General features: G+C 66.6%; 19 protein-coding genes. 9 read left to right on the forward strand and 10 right to left on the reverse strand.

Translation table 11 applies throughout. The features are described 5' to 3' along the window. Positions 1 to 88 precede the first annotated feature (88 nt). A complete protein-coding gene (locus IB256_RS17070) occupies positions 89 to 1,114 on the reverse strand; it encodes a LysM peptidoglycan-binding domain-containing protein (protein WP_192294340.1) in 1,026 nt (341 codons plus the stop codon). Between the two features lie 137 nt (positions 1,115 to 1,251). Between IB256_RS17070 and def the strand changes: the two genes are divergently transcribed. The 6 genes from def (at position 1,252) to IB256_RS17100 (ending at position 7,540) form a co-directional block, all read left to right on the forward strand. After that, positions 1,252 to 1,758, forward strand: a complete 507-nt coding sequence (gene def, locus IB256_RS17075; RefSeq protein WP_192294342.1) for a peptide deformylase — start codon at positions 1,252 to 1,254, stop codon at positions 1,756 to 1,758. 72 nt (positions 1,759 to 1,830) lie between these two features. After that, entirely contained in the window at positions 1,831 to 2,775 is a 945-nt protein-coding gene (gene fmt / locus IB256_RS17080; RefSeq protein WP_192294344.1) for a methionyl-tRNA formyltransferase, read from the forward strand. Next, positions 2,772 to 4,082, forward strand: a complete 1,311-nt coding sequence (gene rsmB, locus IB256_RS17085) for a 16S rRNA (cytosine(967)-C(5))-methyltransferase RsmB (RefSeq protein ID WP_192403398.1) — start codon at positions 2,772 to 2,774, stop codon at positions 4,080 to 4,082. Before fmt ends, rsmB begins: the two co-directional genes overlap by 4 nt. Before the next feature lie 150 nt (positions 4,083 to 4,232). Continuing rightward, positions 4,233 to 5,606, forward strand: coding sequence for a Trk system potassium transporter TrkA (gene trkA, locus IB256_RS17090; RefSeq protein ID WP_017518880.1), 1,374 nt, complete (start codon positions 4,233 to 4,235; stop codon positions 5,604 to 5,606). Positions 5,607 to 5,733: 127 nt separating this feature from the next. After that, a complete protein-coding gene (locus tag IB256_RS17095; protein ID WP_192294348.1) occupies positions 5,734 to 7,185 on the forward strand; it encodes a TrkH family potassium uptake protein in 1,452 nt (483 codons plus the stop codon). Positions 7,186 to 7,222: 37 nt separating this feature from the next. Beyond that, the gene (locus IB256_RS17100) at positions 7,223 to 7,540 is read left to right on the forward strand and encodes a tetratricopeptide repeat protein (RefSeq protein WP_192294350.1); all 318 of its coding nucleotides are present in this window, start codon (positions 7,223 to 7,225) and stop codon (positions 7,538 to 7,540) included. A 58-nt stretch (positions 7,541 to 7,598) separates the two neighbouring features. Here the strand turns inward: IB256_RS17100 and IB256_RS17105 are convergent, their stop codons facing one another. From IB256_RS17105 to IB256_RS17145, 9 genes are all read right to left on the reverse strand, one after another. Then, entirely contained in the window at positions 7,599 to 8,978 is a 1,380-nt protein-coding gene (locus IB256_RS17105) for an aspartate aminotransferase family protein (RefSeq protein WP_192403400.1), read from the reverse strand. Positions 8,979 to 8,994: 16 nt separating this feature from the next. Continuing rightward, a complete protein-coding gene (locus IB256_RS17110; protein WP_192403402.1) occupies positions 8,995 to 10,452 on the reverse strand; it encodes an NAD-dependent succinate-semialdehyde dehydrogenase in 1,458 nt (485 codons plus the stop codon). A gap of 134 nt (positions 10,453 to 10,586) precedes the next feature. Continuing rightward, entirely contained in the window at positions 10,587 to 11,234 is a 648-nt protein-coding gene (locus IB256_RS17115) for a 7-cyano-7-deazaguanine/7-aminomethyl-7-deazaguanine transporter (protein ID WP_192403404.1), read from the reverse strand. Between the two features lie 242 nt (positions 11,235 to 11,476). Next, positions 11,477 to 11,965: an Lrp/AsnC family transcriptional regulator gene (locus tag IB256_RS17120; protein ID WP_192403406.1), complete on the reverse strand. Its 489-nt coding sequence runs from the start codon at positions 11,963 to 11,965 to the stop codon at positions 11,477 to 11,479. A gap of 18 nt (positions 11,966 to 11,983) precedes the next feature. Continuing rightward, positions 11,984 to 13,000, reverse strand: a complete 1,017-nt coding sequence (gene doeB / locus IB256_RS17125; RefSeq protein WP_192403408.1) for a N(2)-acetyl-L-2,4-diaminobutanoate deacetylase DoeB — start codon at positions 12,998 to 13,000, stop codon at positions 11,984 to 11,986. 4 nt (positions 13,001 to 13,004) lie between these two features. Continuing rightward, entirely contained in the window at positions 13,005 to 14,195 is a 1,191-nt protein-coding gene (doeA, locus tag IB256_RS17130) for an ectoine hydrolase DoeA (protein WP_192403410.1), read from the reverse strand. A 151-nt stretch (positions 14,196 to 14,346) separates the two neighbouring features. Then, a complete protein-coding gene (locus tag IB256_RS17135; protein WP_192294364.1) occupies positions 14,347 to 15,339 on the reverse strand; it encodes a cyclodeaminase in 993 nt (330 codons plus the stop codon). Beyond that, on the reverse strand, positions 15,332 to 16,306 hold the full coding sequence (eutB, locus tag IB256_RS17140; protein ID WP_192294366.1) for a hydroxyectoine utilization dehydratase EutB: 975 nt from the start codon (positions 16,304 to 16,306) through the stop codon (positions 15,332 to 15,334). Before eutB ends, IB256_RS17135 begins: the two co-directional genes overlap by 8 nt. A gap of 356 nt (positions 16,307 to 16,662) precedes the next feature. Beyond that, positions 16,663 to 18,057: a PLP-dependent aminotransferase family protein gene (locus tag IB256_RS17145; protein WP_192294368.1), complete on the reverse strand. Its 1,395-nt coding sequence runs from the start codon at positions 18,055 to 18,057 to the stop codon at positions 16,663 to 16,665. A 431-nt stretch (positions 18,058 to 18,488) separates the two neighbouring features. Here IB256_RS17145 and ehuB point away from each other — a divergent pair, with 431 nt between their 5' ends. The 3 genes from ehuB to ehuD all read left to right on the forward strand — a co-directional run bounded on the left by ehuB (position 18,489) and on the right by ehuD (position 20,733). Continuing rightward, complete coding sequence (gene ehuB, locus IB256_RS17150; protein ID WP_192294370.1) at positions 18,489 to 19,343, forward strand: ectoine/hydroxyectoine ABC transporter substrate-binding protein EhuB; 855 nt, start codon at positions 18,489 to 18,491, stop codon at positions 19,341 to 19,343. Positions 19,344 to 19,420: 77 nt separating this feature from the next. Beyond that, positions 19,421 to 20,077: an ectoine/hydroxyectoine ABC transporter permease subunit EhuC gene (ehuC, locus tag IB256_RS17155; RefSeq protein WP_138213443.1), complete on the forward strand. Its 657-nt coding sequence runs from the start codon at positions 19,421 to 19,423 to the stop codon at positions 20,075 to 20,077. Further along, on the forward strand, positions 20,077 to 20,733 hold the full coding sequence (ehuD, locus tag IB256_RS17160) for an ectoine/hydroxyectoine ABC transporter permease subunit EhuD (protein WP_081518973.1): 657 nt from the start codon (positions 20,077 to 20,079) through the stop codon (positions 20,731 to 20,733). Before ehuC ends, ehuD begins: the two co-directional genes overlap by 1 nt. Positions 20,734 to 20,825 lie beyond the last annotated feature (92 nt).

The raw sequence follows: 20,825 nt of genomic DNA on the forward strand, positions 1-20,825 counted from the left end.
CCAGCCGTAGCCCCCGCTGTCGGACCCTTCCGGATCGCGCCCACAAAAAACCCCGCCGGAGCGGGGTTTTCTTCAACTCACACGTCGATCAGGGATTGAGGACGCGGTCGTTGACTTCGAGCGAACGGGTGGCGGTCAGCACCAGGCCGTAGCTCAGGCGGTTGTAGGTGCGGAAGATCATCACCAGGCCCGAGCGCTCGTCCGGGATCTTCACCATGTCTTCGGTGACGCGATCGCGCACGGTTTCGCCCAGCTTGTAGATCGCCAGTACGTTGCCTTCGACGAGACCATCACGGGTACCCTTGTCGATGGTCACCACGTCGTACTTGCCGATCTGGGTCACGCCGCGCGGCACGTCGATGATGATGCCCTTGATCGGGGTGCTCGGCTCGCTGGGCATGAAGGTCGAGGTGATCGCGCGTTCCTCGGTGGGGAACAGGCGGTCGCCCGAGCGGACTTCCTGGGTCGAGCGGGTCAGGTTCAGGGTGGCGATATCGCGTTCCTTCGCCGTGACATTGGCACTGCCGACATCCATGGCGTCGACGCCCAGGACTTCGTTGGTTTCCGGATCGGTGTAGACCTTGGCCTGACGGAAGATGCCATAGCTGCCCTCTTCGGACAGCGAGTTGCCGCGAGCATAGGCGCGGTCGCCGGCACCGCTGATCACGCTTTCGGCGTCACCCGCAACCACATAGGGGGCATTGGCGAACTCATCGGTGCTGTCGACGATGCGGTTGGACAGCAGGAAGGCGTTGATCTTGTCCAGCGGGATGGTCGGGATCGCCTCGGCGATCGGAGTGCTGCGTACCCGCGGCGACAGCTTGATGGTCCCGCGCGATTCGCCGCGGTTGAGCATCAGGCGTGGCTGGCCGTCGACATACGTAAGGCTCAGCACGTCACCCGGATAGATCAGGTGCGGGTTCTGAATCTGCGGATTCACCTGCCAGATTTCCGGCCACTTCCACGGCTTGCTGAGGAACTTGCCGGAGATGTCCCAGAGGGTGTCGCCCTTCACTACGGTATAGCGATCCGGATGGCCTTCCTTGAGCTGCACGGCAGCCTGCGCCACCCCGCCTGCGGCGAGCAGCAGCAGGGCGAGTAGTGTTTTCCTCATGCGGTGAATCCCTTTATTATGTGTACACATGAAACGCCTGGAAGCCGCCCCTACCGCGCTTTCCAGCGTTTTTCGATGCTGCTCAGCATATTAGCAGCCGATTTTGACTTTATTCCACAAGTGCATCACAAACGTATATGGCCATTCTGAACATTCTCGAATTCCCCGATCCGCGCCTGCGGACCATCGCCAAGCCCGTCACGGTCTTCGATGACGCCCTGCGCACGCTGATCGACGACATGTTCGAGACCATGTACGAGGCGCCGGGCATTGGCCTGGCCGCCACGCAGATCAACGTGCACAAGCGCGTCGTGGTGATGGACCTGTCCGAGGACAAGTCCGAACCCCGGGTCTACATCAACCCCGAGTTCGAATTCCTCACCGAGGAAATGGACCAGTACCAGGAAGGCTGCCTGTCGGTGCCGGGCTTCTACGAAAATGTAGACCGTCCGCAGAAAGTGCGGATCAAGGCCCAGGACCGCGACGGCACTCCGTTCGAGGAAGAGGCCGAGGGCCTGCTCGCGGTGTGCATCCAGCACGAGTGTGATCACCTCAACGGCAAGCTGTTCGTCGACTACCTGTCCAACCTCAAGCGCGACCGCATCCGCAAGAAGCTGGAAAAGCAACACCGGCAACAGGCGTGACCCCATCCCCCAAAGGCTTGCCCCGGCAAGCCCCGCCAGCTCTTTCATAGAGAGCTTTTTTGTGAGCCCGATATGAGTCAGAGACTGCGCATCGTCTTCGCCGGCACCCCGGAATTCGCCGCCGAACACCTCAAGGCACTGCTCGATACTCCCCATGAGATCGTCGCCGTCTACACCCAGCCGGACCGCCCGGCCGGCCGCGGCCAGAAGCTGATGCCCAGCCCGGTCAAGCAGCTCGCACTGGAGAACGGCCTGCCGGTTCTGCAGCCGCCGACCCTGCGCGACCCAGCCGCCCAGGCCGAATTGGCCGCGCTCAAGCCGGACCTGATGGTGGTGGTGGCCTACGGGCTGATCCTGCCTCAGCTGGTGCTGGATATCCCGCGCCTGGGCTGCATCAACAGTCACGCCTCCCTGCTGCCGCGATGGCGCGGCGCCGCGCCGATCCAGCGCGCGGTGGAAGCCGGCGACGCCGAGAGCGGCGTAACCGTGATGCAGATGGAAGCGGGCCTGGACACTGGGCCGATGCTGCTCAAGGTCAGCACGCCGATATCCGCCGCCGACACTGGCGGCAGCCTGCATGACCGGCTCGCCGAACTCGGCCCGAAAGCTGTGGTCGAGGCCATCGCGGGCCTCGCCGCCGGCGCGCTCAAGGGCGAGGTGCAGGACGACGCCCTGGCCACTTACGCGCACAAGCTGAACAAGGAAGAGGCGCGCATCGACTGGTCGCGCCCAGCCGACGAACTGGAGCGCCGCATCCGCGCCTTCACGCCCTGGCCGGTCTGCCACACCGCCCTCGGCGAAGCCACGCTGAAAGTGCTCGGCGCCAAGCCGGCAGAAGGCAAGGGCGAGCCCGGCAGGATCCTCGATGCCAGCCGCGACGGTCTGCTGGTCGCCTGCGGTGAAGGCGCGCTGCTGCTGACCCGCCTGCAACTGCCCGGCGGCAAGCCGCTGGCCTTCGCCGACCTGTTCAACAGCCGTCGCGAGCAGTTCGCGCCAGGGCAGGTGCTGGGCGCATGAGTACCAATCCCCGTCTGGCGGCCGCCCGCGCGCTGGCCGCCGTGCTCGCCGGCCGCGCCTCGCTGGGCAGCTCGCTGCCGACCCAGTTGGAGAATGTCGAGCCGCGCGACCGTGGTCTGGTGCAGGAGCTGGCCTTCGGCAGCGCCCGCTGGCAGCCACGCCTGTCCACCCTCGCTGCACGCCTGCTGCAGAAGCCGTTCAAGGCCGGCGACCGTGACGTCGAGGCCCTGCTGCTGGTCGGTCTGTACCAGCTGCTCTACACCCGTATTCCCCCGCACGCGGCGATCGGCGAGACCGTCGGCTGCGCGGACAAGCTGAAGAAGCCCTGGGCCAAGGGCCTGCTCAACGCCGTACTGCGCCGCGCCCAGCGCGAGAGCGAAACCCTGCTGGCCGAGGTCGACAAGGACCCGGCCGCGCGCCTGGCGCATCCGCGCTGGCTGCAGAAGGCACTGAAGAAATCCTGGCCTGAGCAGTTCGAAGCAATCTGCGCCGCCAACAACGCGCACCCACCGATGACCCTGCGGGTGAACCGCCGTCACGGCAGCCGCGATACCTATCTGGAAGAGCTGAACCGCGTCGGCTTCGAAGCGACCGCCTGCGAGTTCAGCCGCGACGGCATCCATCTCGTGCAGCCGTGCGACGTGCGCGAGCTGCCGGGCTTCGCCGAAGGTCGCGTCAGTGTGCAGGACGAAGCCGCGCAACTGGCCGCCGACCTGCTGGAACTGGCGCCGAACCAGCGCGTGCTGGATGCCTGTTGCGCCCCCGGCGGCAAGACCTGCCACCTGATGGAAGCCGAGCCGGCGCTGGCTGGCGTGGTTGCCGTGGACCTGGAAGAGAGCCGCCTGGTGCGCGTACGCGAGAACCTCGCCCGCCTGCAGCTTTCGGCCGAACTGTTCGCCGCCGACGCCCGTGATACCGTCAAGTGGTGGGACGGCAAGGCGTTCCAGCGCATCCTGCTGGACGCACCGTGCTCCGCCACCGGTGTGATCCGCCGGCATCCGGACATCAAGCTGACCCGCACCGCCGAGGACATTGAGGCGCTGGCGCAGCTGCAGGGCGAGCTGCTCGATGCGCTGTGGGCGACCCTCGAAGTCGGCGGCGTGCTGGTCTATGCGACCTGCTCGGTAATGCCGCAGGAGAACAGCGAACAGATCGCCGCGTTCCTCGCGCGCACCCCCGGCGCCCGCGAGCTGGACCTGCCCGGTCCGTGGGGCATCAAGCAGCCCCATGGCCGCCAGCTGCTGCCGCAGGACGGCGGGCATGACGGCTTCTATTATGCCAAGCTCATCAAGATCTCGGCGCGCTAAGCAACACGGGCTGCTGCGCGTCGACGATACGTCGTCAGAGCACGGTTTCGAATGCTCATTTACATTCGTAAACTCCGCTTCCAAACCGCACTCTTCCTAGTCTCGTTCTAGCTCGCAATCCCTCCGTTAAGGAGTCAACAAAGAGCTCTCATGAAAATCATCATCCTCGGTGCCGGCCAGGTCGGCGGCACTCTGGCCGAGCACCTTGCCAGCGAAGCCAACGACATCACGGTCGTCGATACCGACGGCGAACGCCTGCGCGACCTCAATGACCGCCTGGACATCCGCACCGTCCACGGCAAGGCCTCATTCCCCACCGTACTGCGCCAGGCCGGCGCCGACGATGCCGACATGCTGGTGGCGGTGACCAACAGCGACGAGGTGAACATGGTGGCCTGCCAGGTCGCCTACACCCTGTTCAACACCCCCACCCGCATCGCCCGCGTGCGCGAGGCGGCGTACCTGACCCGCGCCGGGCTGTTCGACAACGAGGCGATCCCGGTCGATGTGCTGATCAGCCCCGAGCAGGTGGTGACCAACTACATCAAGCGCCTGGTGGAGTACCCCGGCGCCCTGCAGGTGATCGACTTCGCCGAGGGCAAGGCCCAGCTGGTGGGCATCCGCGCCTACTACGGCGGCCCGCTGGTGGGCCAGGAGCTGCGCCAGCTGCGCGAGCACATGCCCAACGCCGATACCCGCGTGGCGGCGATCTACCGGCGCAACCGGCCGATCATTCCCCAGGGCGACACGGTGATCGAAGCCGACGACGAGGTCTTCTTCATCGCCGCCAAGGCCCACATCCGCGCCGTGATGGGCGAGATGCGCCGGCTCGAGGACAGCTACAAGCGGATCATCATCGCCGGCGGCGGCAACATCGGCGAGCGTCTGGCCGAGGCCATCGAAAGCCGCTACCAGGTGAAGATCATCGAGATGAACCCGGCCCGCTGCCGGCACCTCTCCGACAGCCTGGACAGCTCCATCGTGCTGCAGGGCAGCGCCTCGGACCGTGACCTGCTGCTGGAGGAGAACATCGGCGACACCGACCTGTTCCTCGCCCTGACCAACGACGACGAGGCCAACATCATGTCCTCGCTGCTGGCCAAGCGCCTGGGCGCGCGCAAGGTGATGACGCTGATCAACAACCCCGCCTACGTCGACCTGGTGCAGGGCGGCGAGATCGACATCGCCATCAGCCCGCAGCTGGCCACCATCGGCACCCTGCTGACCCACGTGCGCCGTGGCGACATCGAGAGCGTGCACTCCCTGCGCCGCGGTGCTGCCGAGGCCATCGAAGTGGTCGCCCACGGCGACGCCAAGTCGAGCAAGGTGATCGGCCGCAAGATCAACGAGGTCCAGTTGCCGCCGGGGACCACCATCGGCGCGGTGATCCGCGACGACGACGTGCTGATCGCCCACGGCGAGACGAAGATCGAATCCGGCGACCACGTGATCCTCTTCGTGGTGGACAAGAAGCGCATCCGCGATGTCGAGCGGCTGTTCCAGGCCGGCCTGACCTTCTTCTGATCCTGAGGCGGGCCACCGTTTGGTGGCCCGCCAGATCAATCCGAGGCGGTTTCAGACAGGTCCTACTGCGCCAACCCGCTTCCCTTGTCACCCTGCGCGGCCTGTTCCAGCTTGCCTGTCTCCGGTCATGCGCTACTCCTCCATCGGTCGAATCCTCGGCGTGCTGCTGATGCTGTTCAGTGCCACGCACCTGCCGCCACTGCTCGTGGACCTTCATTACGCCGAGCGTTCGTGGCAACCCTTCGCGCTGTCGTTCCTGGTCACGCTGCTGACCGGCTTCGCCATCTGGTGGCCGTGCCGCCGGCACAAGCAGGACTTGCGCATCCGCGACGGCTACCTGGTGACGGCGCTGTTCTGGACCGTGCTGGGTTCCTTCGGCGCCTTGCCTTTCGCCCTGTCGGACGCGCCGCATATGGGTGTCATCGATTCGCTGTTCGAGTCCTTCTCCGGCCTGAGCACCACCGGTGCGACCGTCCTCACCGGGCTCGATACGCTGCCGCACGCGATCCTCTACTATCGCCAGCAACTGCAATGGCTGGGCGGCATGGGCATCGTGGTTCTGGCCGTGGCAGTGATGCCGATGCTGGGCATCGGTGGCATGCAGCTGTACCGCGCGGAGATGCCCGGCCCGCTGAAGGACCACAAGCTCTCCCCGCGCATCGCCGATACCGCCAAGACCCTGTGGTTCCTCTACTGCGGCCTGACCCTGGCTTGCGCGCTGGCCTACTGGGCGGCCGGCATGAACCTGTTCGACGCGGTCGGCCACAGCTTCTCGACCATTGCGATTGGCGGCTTTTCTACCCATGACGCGAGCATCGGCTACTTCGACAGCCCGTTGATCGAGCTGATCTGCATGACCTTCCTGGTGATTTCCGGGATCAACTTCAGCCTGCACTTCCTCGCCTGGCGCCAGCGCAGCCTGCGGCACTACCTGAAGGACACCGAGTGCCGGGCCTACCTCGGCATCCTGCTGGTGCTGTTCCTGATCACCGCGGCGACGCTGATCCTCAAGCACCACTACGACTCGCCGCTGCAGTCGATCCGCTATGCCGCGTTCATGGTGGTCTCGGTGGCGACCACCACCGGCTTCGGCCTGGCCGACTTCAGCAGCTGGCCGACCCTGCTGCCCTACCTGCTGCTCTACAGCACCTTCATCGGCGCCTGCGCCGGCTCCACCGGCGGCGGCATGAAGGTGATGCGCATGCTGCTGGTGTACCGCCAGGGCATGCGCGAATTCCTGCGTCTGCTGCATCCCAACGGGGTATTCCTGGTGAAGCTGGGGCGGCGCACCGTACCCGATCGTGTGGTGGAGTCGGTGTGGGCGTTCTTCTCGATCTACCTGCTCACCTTCGTCAGCCTGATGCTGGTGCTGCTGGCGCTGGGTGTGGATCAGCTCACCGCGTTCTCCACGCTCGCGTCCTGCCTGAACAACCTGGGCCCGGCGCTGGGCGAAGCCGCGGTGCACTATGGCAGCCTGCCGGCCAGTGCCAAGCTGGTGCTGAGCCTGGCGATGGTGCTGGGGCGACTGGAGGTGTTCTCCCTGCTGATCCTGCTGACGCCCGCCTTCTGGCGCACTTGAATGAGGCACAATGGCGGCCTGCTGACGGAGGTTCGCCATGATCGACTCGCTGGAAAAGATGCTCGCCAAGGGCGTGGACAACTCGCTGCTGCGCTTCGGCCTGGGCAAGGGCTACCTGGATGCCGGCGACGCCGCCAGGGCCGCCGAGCACCTTCGCCGCTGCGTGGAACAGGACCCGAAGTACTCCGCCGCCTGGAAGCTGCTGGGCAAGGCGCTGCAGGCCCAGGGAGACCTGGATGGCGCGCGCACGGCCTGGACCGATGGACTGGCCGCTGCACAAGCCCATGGCGACAAGCAGGCGGAGAAAGAAATGACGGTGTTCCTGCGCAAGCTGGATAAAGCCAGGGGCGCGTAAGAAAGAAAGGCGCCCATTGGGCGCCTTTTCGCGGGCGTGGCCCACTCCTGCAGGGCAGCTACAGAACCTCGGCCGCCACCGCATCCACCGCCGCCTTGGCGATGCCGACGACCTCGTCCGCTTCGGCGCGGGTCAGCACCAGCGGAGGGGCGAAGCCAAGGATGTCGCCGTGGGGCATAGCGCGGGCGATCATGCCGCGTTCCAGACAGGCCGCCGAGACCTTCGGGCCGACCTTCAGCGCGGGGTCGAAAGGCTTGCGCGCCTCGCGGTCAGCCATGAACTCCAGCGCCGCCAGCATGCCGTCGCCGCGCACCTCGCCCACCAGCGGATGGCCCTCGAAGGTCTGGCGCAGCTGCTGGTTGAGGTAGCCACCGACTTCCGCCGCATTGGCGGTGATGTTCTCGCGCTCGAGGATGTCCAGGTTGGCCAGCGCGGCCGCCGCACAGATGGGGTGGCCGGAGTAGGTCCAGCCGTGGCCCATGGCGCCTTCGCGGCTCGATGCTCGGTCGATCACGTCCCACACCTTCTCGCCGACTATCACCGCAGACAGCGGCGCGTAGGCACTGGTCAGGCCCTTGGCGGTGGTGATCAGGTCCGGGCGCATGCCGAAGCGCTGGCTGCCCATCTTGTCGCCGACGCGGCCAAAGGCGCAGACCACCTCGTCGGCGATCAGCAGCACGTCGTACTTTGCCAGCACCGTCTGGATCGCCTCCCAGTAGCCCTTGGGCGGGACGATGATGCCGCCGGTGCCCATCACCGGTTCGCCGATGAAGGCCGCCACCGTGTCCGGCCCTTCGGCGAGGATCAGGTTCTCCAGCTCCTGGGCGCAGTGACGCACGAAACTGGCTTCATCCATGCCGGCCGGGGCCTTGTAGAAGTGCGGGCAGAGGGTGTGCTTGACGCCTTCCACCGGCAGGTCGAAGTGCTGGTGGAAGCTCGCCAGCCCGGTAAGGCTGCCGGTGACGATGCCCGAGCCGTGGTAGCCGCGCTGGCGCGAGATGATCTTCTTCTTCTGCGGCCGGCCCAGCACGTTGTTGTAGTAGCGCACCAGCTTGACCTGGGTCTCGTTCGCGTCGGAGCCGGAGAGGCCGTAGTAGACCTTCTTCATGCCCGCCGGCGCCCAGTCGCGGATGATCCGCGCGGACAGCTCGATGATCGCCTCGGAGGAGTGGCCCACGTAGGTGTGGTAGTAGGCCAGCTGGGTGGCCTGTGCATGGATCGCGTCGGCGACTTCGGTGCGGCCGTAGCCGATGTTCACGCAGTACAGACCGGCGAAGGCGTCGAGCAGCTCGCGGCCCTGGTGGTCGCGGATGCGCACGCCGGAAGCGCCGGTAATGATGCGCCCCGGCAGCGCGCCGCTGGAGTGGTCGTGGGCGTGGGTCGAGGGGTGCATGAAGTGCGCGCGGTCGTCTTCGAACAGTTGGGCGTAGTCGGTCATGGCGATGGTCTCCCGGTCAGATGGCGCCGTGGTGCAGGGCGAAGTACTTGGTTTCGACGAAGGGCTCGAAGCCCTCGCTGCCGCCTTCGCGGCCCAGGCCAGAAGCCTTCATGCCGCCGAAGGGAATGGGGTGGCCGGTGAACCTGGCGCCGTTGACCGCCACCATGGCGAACTCCAGGCGCCGCATCAGCGGCCAGATATGATCCAGGCGTTGTCCACAAAGGTAGGCGGCCAGGCCGTATTCGGTGTCATTGGCCTGCCGGACGGCTTCGTCCAGGTCGTCGTACGCGCTGATGCCGGCGATGGGGGCGAAGTTTTCCTCGCGCCAGATGCGCATCTGCGGCGTGACATCGGCCAGCACGGTCGGCTGATGGAACCAGCCGCCCAGCGCATGGGGCTCACCGCCGGCAAGCAGGCGCGCGCCCTGGGCGATGGCGTCCTGCACGCGCTCGCAGGTGACGTCGAAGGCGCCCTGGTGCATCAGCGGGCCGATCTGGCTGCGCGAGTCGCTGGCCGGCCCGACGCGCAGGTCACGCACCGCGCGGGCGAAGCGCTGCAGGAAGGGTTCGTAGAGTTCGCGGGCGACCAGGATGCGGTTGGCCGCGCAGCAGTCCTGCCCGGAGGTCTGGAACTTGGCGTCGAGGGCGAACTGCACCGCCTGCTCCAGATCGGCGTCGGGCAGCACGATGAAGGGCGCGTTGCCGCCCAGTTCCAGGGCGACTTTCTTCACGTCCCGGGCGGCGGCCTGCAGCACGAGTTTCCCCACCCGGGTCGAGCCGGTGAAGCTCACGGCGCGCACGCGGCTGTCGCCGACCAGGGTTTCCATGGCCATCTGCGGCTCGCCGAGCACGACGTTGAACACGCCCGCCGGGAAGCCGGCTTCTTCGGCCAACTGCGCCAGAGCGAAGGCGGAGTAGGGCGTCTCGTGAGCCGGCTTGACCGCCACGGTGCAGCCCGCGGCCAGGGCGGCAGCGGCCTTGCGGGTGATCATCGCGCAGGGGAAGTTCCACGGCGTGAGCAGGGCGGCGACGCCGACCGGCTCGACCACCGTGCCCAGGTGCGCGCTGGGGATGTGGCTGGGAATGTTGCGGCCGTTCAGCCGTCGCGCTTCCTCGGCGAACCAGGGAATGAAGCTGGCGGCGTAGTCGATCTCGCCGAGGGCTTCGGCCAGCGGCTTGCCCTGTTCCAGGCTGAGGATCTGCGCGAGGTCCTCGCGATGCTGGCGAATCAGCGCGGCCCAGCGGCGCAACAGTGCGCCGCGTTCGTCCAGCGTGCGGGCTCGCCAGGCGGGGAAGGCGGCAGCGGCGGCGTCGACTGCGGCGACTATCTGCTCGTGGTCGAGCAGCGGCACATGGCCAATGACTTCGCGGGTGGCGGGGTTGTCGACGGCGATGCTGGTGCCGCTGGCGCTGTGCAGCCAGTGGCCATTCACATAGCAGAGCGACTTGAACAGCAGGGGATGGGCGAAGGACATGGCGGCGGCTCCCGGACGGTTGGCATGGAGACCATGCTAGGGGCCGGAGGCGCGCGGTTTTTTCCTAAGCGGGGGATGGCGGCGGCAAATCTTTTCGCAGTTCTGCCGCCGCTGTTGGGCTTTTTCGGGTGGCGTCAGGCCGTGGCGGCGCGACGCAGGTTACGGGTAATGGCGCTGAGCAACATGCCGTAGAGCGGCACGAAGAGCATCAGCATGACCGCCAGCTTCACGCCGTAGTCGACCCAGGCGATCTCCACCCAGTGCTCGGCCATGAAGGCGTTGTCGCTGTGCCAGAAGGCGATGGAGAAGAAGGTGAAGGTGTCCAGCAGGTTGCCGAACAGGGTCGAGACCACCGGGGCGATCCACCACTGGCGCATGCGGCGCAGGCGGTCGAAGACCTGGATGTCGAGGATCTGGCCGAACACGTAGGCCAGGAAGCTGGCCAGGGAAATCCGCGCGACGAAGGTGTTGAATTCGCCCAGGGAGGCGAGCCCTCTGAAGGCGCCTTCCTGGAAGATCACCGAGATCACGTAGGACGCCAGCAGCGCCGGGATCATCACCCGCGCGATGACCAGCCGCGCCGGGCGCTTGCCGAGCAGTCGGACGGTGAGGTCGGTGGCCAGGAAGATGAACGGGAAGCTGAACGCGCCCCAGGTGGTGTGCCAGCCAAAGAGGGTCATTGGCAGCTGCACCAGGTAGTTGCTGGCGATGATGATCAGGATGTGGAACGCGACCAGGCCGGCGAGTGCGCCGCGCCTTGCCGCCGGAAGGGATGCCGACATGCTTTGGGCCTTTTTCGTCGATGGGGTGAGGGAACCCATGCCCGGCACCATGCCGAGCGGCGCGCATTGTATACGATCCGGACCTGGAAGTCAGGATTTGTTGGGCAAAATTTGTTCAACCGCCGACGCGCGTTTATCTAGGAGCGAGCTGCCCGTAGGGCGGATAACGCGTCAGCGTTATCCGCCGAATCTGCCATCCGCACACAGAGGAACGGCGGATAACCTGTTCCAGGTCATTCGCCCTACGCAAGGCTCTGCTCCTGCGCCTCGACGGGAATCGCCGCATCCAGCGTCTTGATCACCTTGGTGACGATGTAGGTGAAGTAGCGCTCGATGCCCACGTCCTCCAGCAGCAGCTGGTCGATGAAGCGCTGGTAATGGTCGATGTCACGGGCCTGGATCATCGCGATGTAGTCCACCCCGCCGCCGGTGGCGTAGCAGAAGCCCACCTCCGGCGCCTGATGCAGGCGCTGCTCGAAGCGCTTCATGTCCTGCGCGGTGTGCCGTGCGAGGGTGATTTCCACCAGCACCTGCTGCTGTTTGAACAATGCCGGCCAGTCGATCTGCGCGCGGTAGCCCTTGATCAGCCCGGCCTCTTCCAGCTTGCGCACGCGCTCCCACGCCGGGCTGACCGAGAGGTTGATCGCCTCGGCCAGGCTCGACTTGGTGATGCGCCCATCGCCGGCGAGGATGCGCAGGATCTTCAGGTCATAACGGTCGAGCTTGATCATGCTTGCCTCCCGGACGGCTCAGTCGAGCACCTCGGCAACCACCGCGAGGGTGTCGCCGCTCTGAACCAGGCCGGGGAAGTGCCGCGCGACGAGGATGCCGCTGCGCCTGGCGCGGTACTCCACGGGTGCCGCGCCGGTGCGCAGCACGTCGTGCACCCGCGCCAGCACTTCGCCGTGTTCGACCCGCTCACCCAGGTCACGGCACATCTCCAGCAGCCCGCCGTGTTCACTGGCGACGAAGCAGTCGCCGTCGGGCATATCGAGCATCACCGACTGCGCCGGCTCCACGTCGCCGCGCAGGATGCCGGCCTGCACCAGCACGTTGCGCACGCCGCGCCGGGCGATGGCTACGGTGTGCGCGCTGCTGCTACCGCCGCCCCCGAGTTCGGTGGTCACGAACAGCTTGCCCTGCTCCTCGGCCGCCGTGTCGTACATGCCCACCGCGTCCAGCTCCAGCATGCGCATGGAGAAGGGCGCGGCGAAGGCACGCATCAGCGCCTCGCTGGCTTCCTGCTGGGCCTTGTCCGGCAGCACGTGGCAGGCGGCGAAGGGCAGGAAGTCGAGGGTGCGGCCGCCGGAATGGATATCCAGCACCACATCCGCCAGCGGCAGAAGGGTGCGCTGGAAATAGTCGGCGATCTTCTGCGTTACCGTGCCGTCCGGGCGACCGGGGAAGCTGCGGTTGAGGTTGCCGGCGTCGATCGGCGAGGTGCGCTTGCCGGCGAGGAACGCCGGGGTGTTCATGAACGGCACGATGATCACCCGGCCGCTCACGTCCTCGGCGCGCAGCTCCTGGGCCAGGCGGCTGAGCGCCACCGGGCCCTCGTACTCGTCGCCATGGTTGCCGCCCGTGAGCAGCGCGGTGGGGCCTTCGCCGTTCTTCACCACGCAGATGGGGATCATCACCGCGCCCCAGGCCGAATCATCCCGCGAGTACGGCAGCTTGAGGTGGCCGTGCTGCACGCCCTCGCACTGGAAATCGACGCTGGCGGAGATGGGGTTCTCGCGCAGCGGCTTGTCGAGTACATGGGTCATTGCCTCACTCCTTCACGAACAGCTGGCGCGGGTAGTCGCAGAAGGTCTCCACGCCGCGCTCGGTGATGAGGATGCTTTCGGTGATCTCCAGGCCCCAGTCGTCCATCCACAGGCCAGGCATGAAGTGGAAGGTCATGCCCGGTTCGAGCACGCTGTTGTCGTTCGGACGCAGACTCATGGTGCGTTCGCCCCAGTCCGGCGGGTAGCTGATACCGATGGGGTAGCCGCAGCGGCTGTCCTTGTGGATGCCGAACTTCTCCAGCACGCCGAAGAAGGCGCGGGCAATGTCGCCGGTGGTGTTGCCGGGTTTGGCGGCGTCCAGGCCGGCGGCAATGCCTTCGACCACGGCCGTTTCCGCGTCGAGGAAGTGCTTGGGCGGCTTGCCGAGGAACACCGTGCGCGATAGCGGGCAGTGGTAGCGCTTGTAGCAGCCGGCGATCTCGAAGAAGGTCCCGGCGCCGCGTTCGAAGGGCGTGTCGTCCCAGGTCAGGTGTGGTGCGCTGGCGTCGGCGCCGGTGGGCAGCAGCGGGACGATGGCCGGGTAGTCGCCACCATGGCCGTCGGCGCCGAGGATGCCGGTGCTGTAGATCTCGGCCACCAGCTCGTTCTTGCGCATGCCCGGTTCGATGCGCTCGACGATGTGCGCGTGCATCTTCTCGACGATGCGCGCGGAGACGCGCATGTACTCGATTTCGCGCGGCGATTTCACCGCGCGCTGCCAGTTCACCAGCGCGGTGGCGTCGACGAACTTCGCGCTCGGCAGGTTGGCCTGCAGCGAGCGGAAGGCGGCGGCGCTGAAGTAATAGTTGTCCATCTCGACGCCGACGGCCTTGCCTGTCCAGCCGTGCGCGGCGATGACCTCGCGGGACAGGTAGTCCATCGGGTGGCGCTCAGTGGACTGCACATAGTGATCGGGGTAGCCGACGATATTGTCCGCCTGCATGAACACCGTGCGCCGCGCACCGTTGGCGTCCTGGCCGCGACCGAACCAGACCGGCTCACCCTCCAGCGCCAGCAGCACGCACTGGTGCACATAGAAGGACCAGCCGTCGTAGCCGGTGAGCCAGGCCATGTTCGACGGATCGGTGACCAGCAGCAGTTCGATGCCGCGTTGTTGCATGCTGGCGCGGACCTTGGCGATCCGCTGGGCGTATTCCTCCCGGCTGAAGGGGAGGTTGACGACGATTTCGGACATGCGGAAATCCTCTTGGGAGAACCTGTTGCGGGCTTCTTCCGGACAGCCCGTGCCTGTGCAATTCCCTCATCCCAGCCCTGGCTGCGCGCCCCGCTCAAAGGGAGAGGGCTGGGGTGAGGGCGCTCATCCCGCGAAGCGGGACGAAATTTTTTCAGCTGCTGAAGCGAAATCCCTTGCCCATCCGCTGCGCCCGCTGGAAGGCCAGGCCGGCGATGGCGGTGTCCTGCGCGCCGGTGCCGGTGAGGTCGCAGAGAGTGATGTCTTCGGCGCGGCGGCGGCCTTCGCGCTGCCCGGCGATGACCTGGCCCAGCTCGGCAAAATCCGCATCCAGGCTGACGTTGCCGGCCTGCACCGCGTGGTGCAGCTCGCCCAGCACCCGGGTCTGGCTGAGGCGGTCGGCGACGTAGCAGTCCACCGCCGCCAGGGCGTCGGCGGCGATCTCGTTTTTGTGCTCGGCGTCCGACCCCATGGCGGTGATGTGCAGGCCGGGGCGCAGGTGCTTTTTCTGGATCAGCGGCTCGCGGCTGGGCGTGCTGGTGATGGCGATGTCGGCGCCTTCCAGCGCTTCGTCGATGCTGGCGCAGGCGCTGACCGCCATGCCCAGGCTGGTGCTCAGCTCCTGCGCGCAGTGCCGCGCCTTGTCGAGGTCACGCGCCCAGACGCTGGCGGCTTCGATGGGCCGCACCAGGCACAGCGCCTTGAGCTGCAACCGCGCCTGTTCACCGGCGCCGATCAGCGCGACCTGCCGCGAGTCCTCGCGGGCCAGCCAATTGGCCGCCACTGCGCCGGCGCAAGCGGTACGCACGGCGGTGAGATAGCCGTTGTCCAGCAGCAGCGCCTCGAGCAGGCCGGTGCGCGAGGAGAGCAGCATCATCATGCCGTTGAGGCTGGGCAGGCCGAGCTTCGGGTTGTCGAAAAAGCCGGGGCTGACCTTGATGGCGAAGCGCGGCAGGCCGGGCAGGTAGGCGGTCTTCACGTCGACTTCACCGTTGTGTTCGGGCACGTCCAGGCGAAGGATCGGCGGCATCGCCACCGGCGCCGTGGCGAGCAGGCGGAAGGCCTGCTCGACGGCGTCGAGGCTCTCCCGGTCTATGGCCACGCAGGCGCGCAGGTCGGCTTCGCTGAGCAGGGTGACGTCAGCCATGGGCGGATTCCTCGAGGATTTGCTGGTGTTGTTCGATGGCGATGTTGCGGCCGCTGACGATCACCACCACCGGGCCGACCGGGGCGATCAGGCCATCCAGCAGCGCGGCGATGCCGACGGCGGCGGCACCTTCCACCACCTGCCGTTCCTCGCGGTAGGCGTGGCGGATGCCGGCGGCGATGGAGGGCTCGTCGAGCAGGTGCAGCTGGTCGCAGTAGTCGCGGGCCAGGGCGAAGGTGTACCGGTTGTCCAGGCCGATGCCGCCGCCGAGGGAGTCGGCCAGGGTCGGCAGCTCTTCCACTTCGACGGGATGGCCGGCAGCGAGGCTGGCAGCCATGGCGGCGCCACGGCGCATACTGATGCCGTGCACGCGGATGCTCGGGTCGACGTGCTTGAGCGCCAGCGCCACGCCGCCGAACAGGCCGCCGCCGGAGAGCGGCACCAGCACCTGGCGTACATCCGGCAGCTGTTCGAGGATTTCCAGGCCGAGGGTGCCCTGGCCGGCGATGATCTGCGGATGGTCGAAGGGCGGCAGCAGCGCCGCGCCCTGCTCGCGGGCAATCCGCTCGGCTTCGGCCTGGGCATCGTCCTGGCTGTGACCGACTATGCGCACCTCGGCGCCCAGCTCGCGGATCGCCTGGACCTTGTTCGCCGGCACCAATTGAGACAGGCAGACGGTGGCGCGCACCCCGAGCATCCGCGCGGCATGGGCCAACGCCCGGCCGTGGTTGCCGGTGGAGGCGGCGACCACGCCCCTGGCCTTCTGCTCGTCGTCGAGCTGGGCAATCGCATTGCTTGCGCCGCGCAGCTTGAAGCTGCCGGTGATCTGCTGCGATTCGAGCTTGAGGTACACCGGCGCTCCGAGCAGGCGCGACAGGCTGGGCGAATGCTCCAGCGGCGTCTGCCGCACCAGGCCCTGGATGCGCTGGCGTGCTCGGTACAGCTCGACGAGGGAAATCGGCTCCATCTCGGCCTCCGGGGAATGCAGTGGGGCCGAGTGTAGGGGCGGGAAATTGTCGCAATGAATGTACTAGGACGATGTAGTTCGCGGAGGTGTTTTACGTAGCAGCGGATTCCGTCCGCGATAGCCTCCCGCGCGATGCAGCCCCATCGCGGACAGAGTCCGCTCCTGAGGGAAAGCTGGGTGCAGGCCGTAGGGCGCATAACCTGGAACAGGTTATCCGCCGTCCACCCTGCGGCGGATAACGCTGGCGCGTTATGCGCCCTACGAATAGGCCTAGCGCAAGCATCGACGTCCCCTGTAGGAGCCGGGCCATGCCCGCGATCGCGCCCGTGGGGCGCTCCTACAGGGAGGGGCCGGTGTCAGAAGTCGTGGATCTTCGGGTACTGCCCGAACAGTTCGCGCATGTCTTCCAGGGCGCTCGCCATGCGCTCGTCGCTGCATTCAGCGCCCATGCACAGGCGCACCGCTCGCGGCCTGGGGGTCCCGCGCACCATGAACGGATCGGGCGGCGTCACGGCAATGTGTCGATGACGCAGCTCGCGCACCAGGCTGTCCAGTTCCCAGTGTTCGGGGATGCCGATCCATGCGCTCAGCGAATGCGGATCACACCCGCGCAGATGCTCGCCGAGGTACTCGCGCACCAGCCCCTGGCGCTTCTCCAGCACTCGGCGCTGCAGGCCGATCAGCGCGGCGGCGTTGCCGTTGTGGATCCAGCGCGCCGCCACTTCCGCCAGCAGCGGCGTGCCCATCCAGCTGTTCACCCGCAGGATGCTCTCGGTGCGCAGCGCCAGCCGTCGTGGCATGGCCAGGTAGCCGATGCGCAGACCGGTGAGCACGCTCTTGGTGAAGCTGGTGCAGTAGAACGACAGGTCCGGCAGGTAATGGCTGAGTGGCGGCGGGCGGCGCTCGCCGAGCAGCGGACCGTAGACGTCGTCTTCGATCACATACACGCCATAGCGCTGGGCGATAGCGGCGATCTCGCGGCGGCGCGTATCGGGCATCAGGCAGGAGGTCGGGTTGTTCAGGTTGGGCGTGCACACCAGCGCGGTGATGCGTTCGTTGGCGCAGAGGTCTTCGAAGTGCTCCGGGTCGATGCCTTGCTTGTCGATCTCGACGCCCTTGAGGGTGAAGCCGAGCACCTGGGAATTGCCGATCACACCGTGGTCGGTGAGCTGCTCGCAGAGCACCACGTCGTCCGGCCCAGCGAGGGAGGCGAGGGCAAGGAAGATGCCGTGGGCCGCACCATTGGTGATCAGCACGTCGTCGCGCTCGCGCTTGAGGCCCAATTGCGCCAGCCATTTCACCCCGGCGTCGCGGTGCATATCGAAGCCAGCCACCGGGCGACAGGCGCGCATCCAGGGCTGATCGGTTTCCTGTGCCAGCTCACGGCAGCTGTCCTGCCACAGGCGGTCGTGCTCGCGGGTGTGGACGATGCTGGCGATGGAGAAGTCCACCAGCGCGCGCTCGGGATGGTCGACCATGTAGTGGGCCATGCCCTCGGTCATCCGCCGTGTGACGAAGCTGCCGCGGCCAACCTCGCAGCGCACCAGGCCCTGGCGCTCCAGTTCCTTGTAGGCGTTGGTCACGGTCTGCACGCTGATGCCCAAGCCATCGGCGACGTGGCGCTGCGGCGGCAGGCGCTGGCCGTCGCTCAGACGGCCCTGCTCGATGTCGCCGGCAATGGCCTGCACCAGGGTCTTGTACTTGGATTCGCCGACCCGCAGGTCGGCCAGGGCGCGACGCCAGGCTTCCATCTTCAGCGCTCCGTCTGGTCAGGGGTCCAGAGTGACGGACCGGCACACCGGCGGCAATTGTCCTAGTGCAATGTCGACCGTTCCGACCCTTTTGTATGCTCGGGCACAGGACATATAGCCGCGCACCTGTCAGTACATCGGGCCGCACATCGGGCCGCATTGTCAGGCCCGCGCAGAAAAAACCTGCGGATGCGTTCGTCGCGACGGTGGCTTTTTCCCGCCGCGGGGTTGTCGATCAGGAACAGCCGCAAGGCGCCGCGGCTTAGTCTGGCGTCGAGCTTGTCGCCGTCGCCATCGACAGCGGCGCAAGAACTTCGGAAGGCCCCACCCGGGGCCCGACCTACAAGAACAACAGTCGTACGACATTGCTACCTGCCATCCATCGCCGCGCGCCCACCGCGTTCGGCAAGCGAAGATCAGGAGATCCGAAGATGAGTACCGCCCCTGTTTTCCTGCGCCGCCTGAGTCTTGCCTGCACCCTGCTGGCCTGCGCCGTCGCCAGCGCCGGCAGTTACGCCGATACCACCCTGGAACGCATCAAGAGCACTGGCACCGTGCGCATCGGCTATGCCAACGAAGCGCCGTTCGCCTACACCGAGACCTCCGGCAAGGTCACCGGCGAGTCCCCGGAAATTGCCACGCAGATCTTCACGAAAATGGGTGTGAAGAAGATCGAGCCGGTGCTGACCGAATGGGGCGCGCTGATCCCCGGCCTGCGTGCCGGGCGTTTCGACGTCATCGCCGCTGGCATGTACATCACCCCGCCACGCTGCCAGCAGGTGATCTTCACCGACCCGCATTACCAGATTCCCGACTCGCTGCTGGTGAAGAAGGGCAACCCGAAGAACCTGCACAGCTACGCCGACGTGAAGAACAACCCGGACGTGAAGCTGGCGATCATGTCCGGCACCGCCGAGTTGGGTTACGCCCGCGCGGAAGGTGTGGCGGAAGAGCAGATCGTCCAGGTGCCCGACACCACCGCGCAGCTGCAGGCCGTGCGTGCCGGCCGAGCGGATGCCAGCGTCGGCACCGCGCTGACCATGAAAGGCCTCGCGGCGAAAGGCGGCGACTCGGTGGAAGCCATCACCGACTTCAAGGACGACCCGTCGCACATCGGTTACGGCGCCCTGGCCTTCCGCCCGGACGACAAGGACCTGCGCGATGCCGTCAACGCCCAGCTCAAGCAGTGGCTGGGCGGCGCCGAGCACCTGGCGACGGTCAAGCCGTTCGGCTTCGACAAGTCAAACGTCACCGACAAGACCGCCGCCGAGCTCTGCAAACAGTGACCGCGCAAGGTGCGTCGCTGGCATAGGGCGCGCCTGCCCGGTCGTTTGGTCGAACCTGTCGCAACGGGATACGTACCATGGGTGAATTGCTTCCTCTGCTGCTGGAGGGCGCCTGGATCACCGTCCAGGTGACCGTCTTCGGCTCCCTGCTGGCGGTCGCCGCCGCCATCATCGCCGCACTCGGCCGGCTCTCGCCGTGGCCGGCGGTACGCTGGGTGTCCATCGCCTACATCGAGCTGTTCCGCGGCACCTCCTTGCTGGTCCAGCTGTTCTGGCTGTACTTCGTGCTGCCGTTGCCGCCGTTCAACCTGGAGATGAGCGCCTACAGCGTGGCGATCATCGGCCTGGGCCTGCACATCGGCGCCTACGGCGCGGAAGTGATGCGCGGCGCCATCGGCTCGGTGCCCAAGGGGCAATACGAAGCCTCGCTGGCGCTGAACATGTCGCCCTTCACGCGCTTCCGCCGGATCATCCTGCCGCAGGCGCTGCTCTGCGCGATCCCGCCGGGTACCAACCTGCTGATCGAGCTGCTGAAGAACACCTCGCTGGTGTCGCTGATCACCCTATCGGACCTGACCTTCCGCGCCCGCCAGCTGGACCAGGCGACCTTCGAGACCATGAAGATCTTCCTGCTTACGCTGGTGCTGTACTTCGTCATGGCCCAGGTCATCGTCTTCCTCATGCGCCGCCTCGAACGCTGGCTGGGGCACGGCCGAATCCGCGGAGGCCTGTGATGAAATTCTTCGACTGGGACTTCGCCTGGCAGATTCTCCCGCAGTTGCTGCACGCCTCGCTGCGGACCATCGCCATCACCCTGGTGGGCTTCGCCCTGGCGGTGGTGTTCGGCCTGCTCTTCGCCATCGCCCGGCGCAGCCGGCACATCTGGCTGTCGTGGCCGGCGGCCTGGCTGATCGAGTTCATCCGCAGCACACCCTTGTTGATCCAGGTGTACTTCCTGTTCTACGTCCTGCCGACCTACGGGCTGAGCATGACCGCCCTGGTGGCCGGCACCCTCGGCATCGCCCTGCACTACGCCTGCTACACCGCCGAGGTGTACCGCGCCGGCCTGGAAGCGGTGCCGCGCGGGCAGTGGGAAGCAGTCACCGCGCTGAATTTCTCGCCGTTCAAGGCCTACCGCGAGGTGATCCTGCCCCAGGCCATCCGCCCGGTGCTGCCGGCGCTGGGCAACTACCTGATCGCCATGTTCAAGGACACCCCGGTGCTCTCCGCGATCACCGTGGTGGAAATCATGCAGCAGGCGAAGAACATCGGCTCCGACAGCTTCCGCTACCTGGAACCGATCACCCTGGTCGGGGTGTTCTTCCTGCTCATCTCCATCGGCCTGGCGGGCGTCGTGCGCCAGGTGGAAAAACGTACGGCGCTGCCATGACTGACTCTTCTGGAGGTACTCCGATGTCCGTTCACTCCCTACAGACTGCGCCGCGCGTGGCCAACCAGGATGCCCCGGCCGCGCGCGCCGAG

This window comes from Pseudomonas sp. PDM17, from assembly GCF_014851985.1.
Taxonomy (GTDB): Bacteria; Pseudomonadota; Gammaproteobacteria; order Pseudomonadales; family Pseudomonadaceae; genus Pseudomonas.

What these genes read in the sequence shown, in the direction of transcription:
- IB256_RS17070 (WP_192294340.1), bottom strand. Translation starts at nt 1,114, where the DNA reads ATGAGGAAAACACTACTCGCCCTGCTGCTGCTCGCCGCAGGCGGGGTG.
- def (WP_192294342.1), top strand. Translation starts at nt 1,252, where the DNA reads ATGGCCATTCTGAACATTCTCGAATTCCCCGATCCGCGCCTGCGGACC.
- fmt (WP_192294344.1), top strand. Translation starts at nt 1,831, where the DNA reads ATGAGTCAGAGACTGCGCATCGTCTTCGCCGGCACCCCGGAATTCGCC.
- rsmB (WP_192403398.1), top strand. Translation starts at nt 2,772, where the DNA reads ATGAGTACCAATCCCCGTCTGGCGGCCGCCCGCGCGCTGGCCGCCGTG.
- trkA (WP_017518880.1), top strand. Translation starts at nt 4,233, where the DNA reads ATGAAAATCATCATCCTCGGTGCCGGCCAGGTCGGCGGCACTCTGGCC.
- IB256_RS17095 (WP_192294348.1), top strand. Translation starts at nt 5,734, where the DNA reads ATGCGCTACTCCTCCATCGGTCGAATCCTCGGCGTGCTGCTGATGCTG.
- IB256_RS17100 (WP_192294350.1), top strand. Translation starts at nt 7,223, where the DNA reads ATGATCGACTCGCTGGAAAAGATGCTCGCCAAGGGCGTGGACAACTCG.
- IB256_RS17105 (WP_192403400.1), bottom strand. Translation starts at nt 8,978, where the DNA reads ATGACCGACTACGCCCAACTGTTCGAAGACGACCGCGCGCACTTCATG.
- IB256_RS17110 (WP_192403402.1), bottom strand. Translation starts at nt 10,452, where the DNA reads ATGTCCTTCGCCCATCCCCTGCTGTTCAAGTCGCTCTGCTATGTGAAT.
- IB256_RS17115 (WP_192403404.1), bottom strand. Translation starts at nt 11,234, where the DNA reads ATGTCGGCATCCCTTCCGGCGGCAAGGCGCGGCGCACTCGCCGGCCTG.
- IB256_RS17120 (WP_192403406.1), bottom strand. Translation starts at nt 11,965, where the DNA reads ATGATCAAGCTCGACCGTTATGACCTGAAGATCCTGCGCATCCTCGCC.
- doeB (WP_192403408.1), bottom strand. Translation starts at nt 13,000, where the DNA reads ATGACCCATGTACTCGACAAGCCGCTGCGCGAGAACCCCATCTCCGCC.
- doeA (WP_192403410.1), bottom strand. Translation starts at nt 14,195, where the DNA reads ATGTCCGAAATCGTCGTCAACCTCCCCTTCAGCCGGGAGGAATACGCC.
- IB256_RS17135 (WP_192294364.1), bottom strand. Translation starts at nt 15,339, where the DNA reads ATGGCTGACGTCACCCTGCTCAGCGAAGCCGACCTGCGCGCCTGCGTG.
- eutB (WP_192294366.1), bottom strand. Translation starts at nt 16,306, where the DNA reads ATGGAGCCGATTTCCCTCGTCGAGCTGTACCGAGCACGCCAGCGCATC.
- IB256_RS17145 (WP_192294368.1), bottom strand. Translation starts at nt 18,057, where the DNA reads ATGGAAGCCTGGCGTCGCGCCCTGGCCGACCTGCGGGTCGGCGAATCC.
- ehuB (WP_192294370.1), top strand. Translation starts at nt 18,489, where the DNA reads ATGAGTACCGCCCCTGTTTTCCTGCGCCGCCTGAGTCTTGCCTGCACC.
- ehuC (WP_138213443.1), top strand. Translation starts at nt 19,421, where the DNA reads ATGGGTGAATTGCTTCCTCTGCTGCTGGAGGGCGCCTGGATCACCGTC.
- ehuD (WP_081518973.1), top strand. Translation starts at nt 20,077, where the DNA reads ATGAAATTCTTCGACTGGGACTTCGCCTGGCAGATTCTCCCGCAGTTG.